Annotated in this window: 5 protein-coding genes; 4 read left to right on the top strand and 1 reads right to left on the bottom strand. The window is 72.5% G+C overall.

Annotated elements, in window-relative coordinates; translation table 11 throughout:
- From ROTAS13_RS21455 to ROTAS13_RS21440, 4 genes are all read left to right on the top strand, one after another.
- The coding region (locus ROTAS13_RS21455) for a protein-disulfide reductase DsbD (RefSeq protein ID WP_171979191.1) at positions 1 to 931 on the top strand (931 nt) is incomplete at its 5' end.
- The gene (locus ROTAS13_RS21450) at positions 928 to 1,560 is read left to right on the top strand and encodes a redoxin domain-containing protein (protein ID WP_019461482.1); all 633 of its coding nucleotides are present in this window, start codon (positions 928 to 930) and stop codon (positions 1,558 to 1,560) included. The genes ROTAS13_RS21455 and ROTAS13_RS21450, both read left to right, overlap by 4 nt.
- 67 nt (positions 1,561 to 1,627) lie before the next feature.
- Positions 1,628 to 1,969, top strand: coding sequence for a hypothetical protein (locus ROTAS13_RS21445; protein ID WP_126281840.1), 342 nt, complete (start codon positions 1,628 to 1,630; stop codon positions 1,967 to 1,969).
- 81 nt (positions 1,970 to 2,050) lie between these two features.
- Positions 2,051 to 2,938: an alpha/beta hydrolase family protein gene (locus ROTAS13_RS21440; protein WP_075823350.1), complete on the top strand. Its 888-nt coding sequence runs from the start codon at positions 2,051 to 2,053 to the stop codon at positions 2,936 to 2,938.
- A 61-nt stretch (positions 2,939 to 2,999) separates the two neighbouring features.
- On the opposite strand, the gene ROTAS13_RS21435 is transcribed toward ROTAS13_RS21440, so the two are convergent.
- Positions 3,000 to 3,402: DUF952 domain-containing protein (locus ROTAS13_RS21435; protein WP_371329217.1), on the bottom strand; the 403-nt coding region annotated here is incomplete at its 5' end.

Below are 3,402 nucleotides of genomic sequence, written 5' to 3'. Positions count from 1 at the left end.
CGCCTTTGGCGGGCCGGTCTCGGCCGGGGGCGGGCTGGCGGCGCGGGGCGGGCATTCGGGCAGCTTCCTGACCGGCGTGCTGGCGGTGCTGGTGGCCACGCCCTGCACCGCGCCCTTCATGGCGGCGGCGCTGGGGGCGGCGCTGCTGCTGCCGGCCCCGGCGGCGCTGGCGGTCTTCGCCGCGCTCGGGGTCGGCATGGCGCTGCCCTATGCGCTGCTGGCGCTGTTCCCGGGGCCGGCGGAGCGCCTGCCGCGCCCGGGGCCCTGGATGGAGCGGCTGCGGCAGTTCCTGGCCTTCCCGATGTACGGCGCGGCGGCCTGGCTGGCCTGGGTGCTGGCGCAGCAGAGCGGGCCGGACGGGGTGCTTCTGGTGCTGGGCGGCGCGGTGCTGGTGGGGCTGGCCGCCTGGGCCTGGGGACAGGCGCAGCGCTCGCCCGAGGGGCTGCTGCAACGGGCCAGCCGCGGGCTGGCGGCGCTGGCGATCCTGGCGGGGCTGGCCGGGCTGACGCGGCTGGACACGGCGGCGCCGCCAAGGATGGCCGAGGCCGGTGGCGAGGCCTGGTCCGAGGCGCGGCTGGCCGCGCTGCGGGCGGATGGCAGGCCGGTCTTCGTCAACCTGACGGCCGCCTGGTGCATCACCTGCAAGGTGAACGAGCGTGTGGCGCTGGACCAGCCTTCCGTGCAGGATGCCTTTTCCCGCCGTGGCGTCACGGTGCTGGAAGGCGACTGGACGCGGGGCGACCCGGCCATCACCGCCCTGCTGCGGGCCCATGGGCGGGACGGAGTGCCGCTGTATCTGCTGTACCCGGCGGGAGGGGGTGAGCCCGCCGTGCTGCCGCAGATCCTGACCGAAGGGATCGTGCTCAGGGCCCTGGACGACACGCTGCATGGCGTGGCCGGGACGGAAAAAGGGAGAAGGGGAACCACGTGAGCAAGCCGCCGACGCGCCGGAAGGTTCTGGCCGGCACCACCGCCGTCGTTTCGACCTGCCTGCCGCGATGGGCGCTGGCCGCGCCGGTGATCGGGGCCCCGGCGCCCGAATTCAGCCTGCCGGACCAGGATGGCGCGGTGCGCAGGCTGGCGGAGCAGCGTGGCAAGCTCGTGGTGCTGGAATGGACCAACCACGAATGCCCCTATGTCCGGAAGCATTACGGCAGCGGCAACATGCAGGCCTTGCAGCGGGAGGCCACGCAGCAGGGGGTGGTGTGGTTCTCGGTCGCGTCCTCTCCGGAGGGAGAGCAGGGGCATGTCACCGGGCGGCAGGCGAAGACCCTGACCGTCCAGCGCGAGGCGGCGCCGACGGCGGTGCTGCTGGACCACCGCAGCCAGGCGGCGCGGGCCTATGGCGCCACCACCACGCCGCAGATGTTCCTGATCGGGACGGACGGGACGCTGCTCTACATGGGCGGGATCGACTCCATCCGCTCCACCCGGCAGGAGGATATCGAGCGCGCGCAGCCCTTCTTCCGCGATGCGCTGCGGACGGCGCTGGCAGGCCGGCCGGTGGAACGGGCCTCCACGCCGCCCTATGGCTGCGCGGTGAAATACGCGCCGATCTGAGGCCGGGCGCTTAACCTTCCGGCAGGAGGATGGGGCGCATCCTGCGGCGATGCGACCGATCCCGCCGATGGCTCCGCTGCTCGCGATGCTCGCGCTTCCGCTCTGCATGACCTTCGCGGGGGCGCAGGGCGTGCCGGGCGATGCCTTTCCCGCCCATGCGCCGCCGATGCCCGTGTGCAACGCGCCCCGCGACGGCGTGGCAGCCTGCCTGGGCGGGCGGCAATGCCTTTGCCGCTTCGAGCGCGGCGGCAGCATCGCCGGGCGGCCGGACGGGTATCGCTGGGATTGCGGGGTGCTGCGCCCGTCCTGCGCCGAGGTTCCGGCGGAGACCGCGCCGCCCGCCGCCGGGATGCCGCTCTTCCCGCAGATCACCCTGCCGGAACCGGAGGGCTGGCCGCAGAGGCGATGAGCCGCCGCGCCGCTTCACAGGGATGGACCCGCATGGTTCCCTTCGCGCGCCGGAGAAGGGACTCCGGTGGAGGAAACGAACATGCCGGACCATCACCGGAGACCGCCCGGGCGCGGGCTGCGCGCCCTTCTGCTTTTCGCGATGCTGCTCCTGCTCGCGCCATCGGCCTGGGCCGGAAGCATCGTGACGCGGGAGTTCCGCTCCGAGCAGCTTGGCCGGGCCTGGCGCTACAACGTCTATCTGCCGGATGGCTATGACGGCGGCACGCTGCGCTATCCCGTGCTGTATCTGTTGCACGGCAATGGCGGCTCGCTGAACGAGTGGCCGGTGAAGGGCAACCTTCAGGCGACGGCGGACCGGCTGATCCGCGCGGGCGAGATCCCGCCCGCCGTCATCATCCTGCCCGATGCCGGGACCACCTGGTACGTGGACCGCAAGGAGAAGATGGAGAGCGCCTTCTTCCGGGACCTGATCCCGGATGCGGAGAAGAGCTTCCGCGTGCTCGACACGCGCGAGGGGCGGCTGATCGGCGGGCTGTCGATGGGCGGCTTCGGCACGCTGCGCTTCGTCATGCTGCATCCGGAGATGTTCGCGGCGGCGGCGTTGCTGTCGCCCGCGATCTACGATCCGGAGCCGCCGGAGAATTCCTCGGCCCGCCGCGTGGGCGTCTTCGGCGCGGAGCAGTACGATCCGGCGGTGTGGAAGTCGCTGAACTGGCCGGTGCTGTGGGACGGCTTCCTGGAGAAGAAGATCGCCGTGCCGATGTACATCAACTCCGGCGACGACGACGACTTCTTCATCGAGGGCGAGGCGACGCGGCTCTACGACCGGTTGCGCCGCGCGGGACAGCCGGCGCAGCTCCGCATCGTCGATGGCGCGCATGTCTGGCCGGTCTGGGAAAGCACGATCGGCGACGCGATGCGCTACGTCTTCTCCTTCGCCTCCCGGCCGGTGATCCCGGCGCCCTGAGACGAGCGGGTGCCGTGGTGGCGGGGCCGGTGCCCGCCGCCACGGTCCCGGGCGGCGGGTCTCAGGGGATTTCTTCGGGGAAGATGTGCCGCCCGTCCGGGTCGAGCGGGACATGCGCCGCGGCGCGCACCGCGGAGAGCGGCAGCGGGCCGTAGAGATGCGGGAAAAGGCCGGGGCGGGACCCCCCGGCGGCCGGTTCCCAGCGCAGCGCATCGCCGAGCGCCGGGACGGAGACCGCGACCATCCAGAGATCGGCCTCCCCGGCGCGGTGCTTCGCGGCGCTCTGCCGCAGCTGCGCCGCGGCGGAGAAATGCAGGAAGCCGTCGCGCCGGTCGTCGGCGGAACCGTGATAGGCGCCCGCCGCCTCGGCGTCGCGCCAGTCCTCGCCACGGACGAGGGTGTAGATGGTCTGCTCCATGGCCTGTCTCTTGATCACATCTACGCACAGCTCCACCGTAAGGCGA

The organism is Roseomonas sp. TAS13 (assembly GCF_001950415.1).
In the GTDB taxonomy this organism is placed as follows: Bacteria; Pseudomonadota; Alphaproteobacteria; order Acetobacterales; family Acetobacteraceae; genus Roseomonas; species Roseomonas mucosa.
The sequence above is the reverse complement of the archived record's forward strand: the minus strand, read 5'-3'. Positions and strand labels throughout refer to the sequence as shown.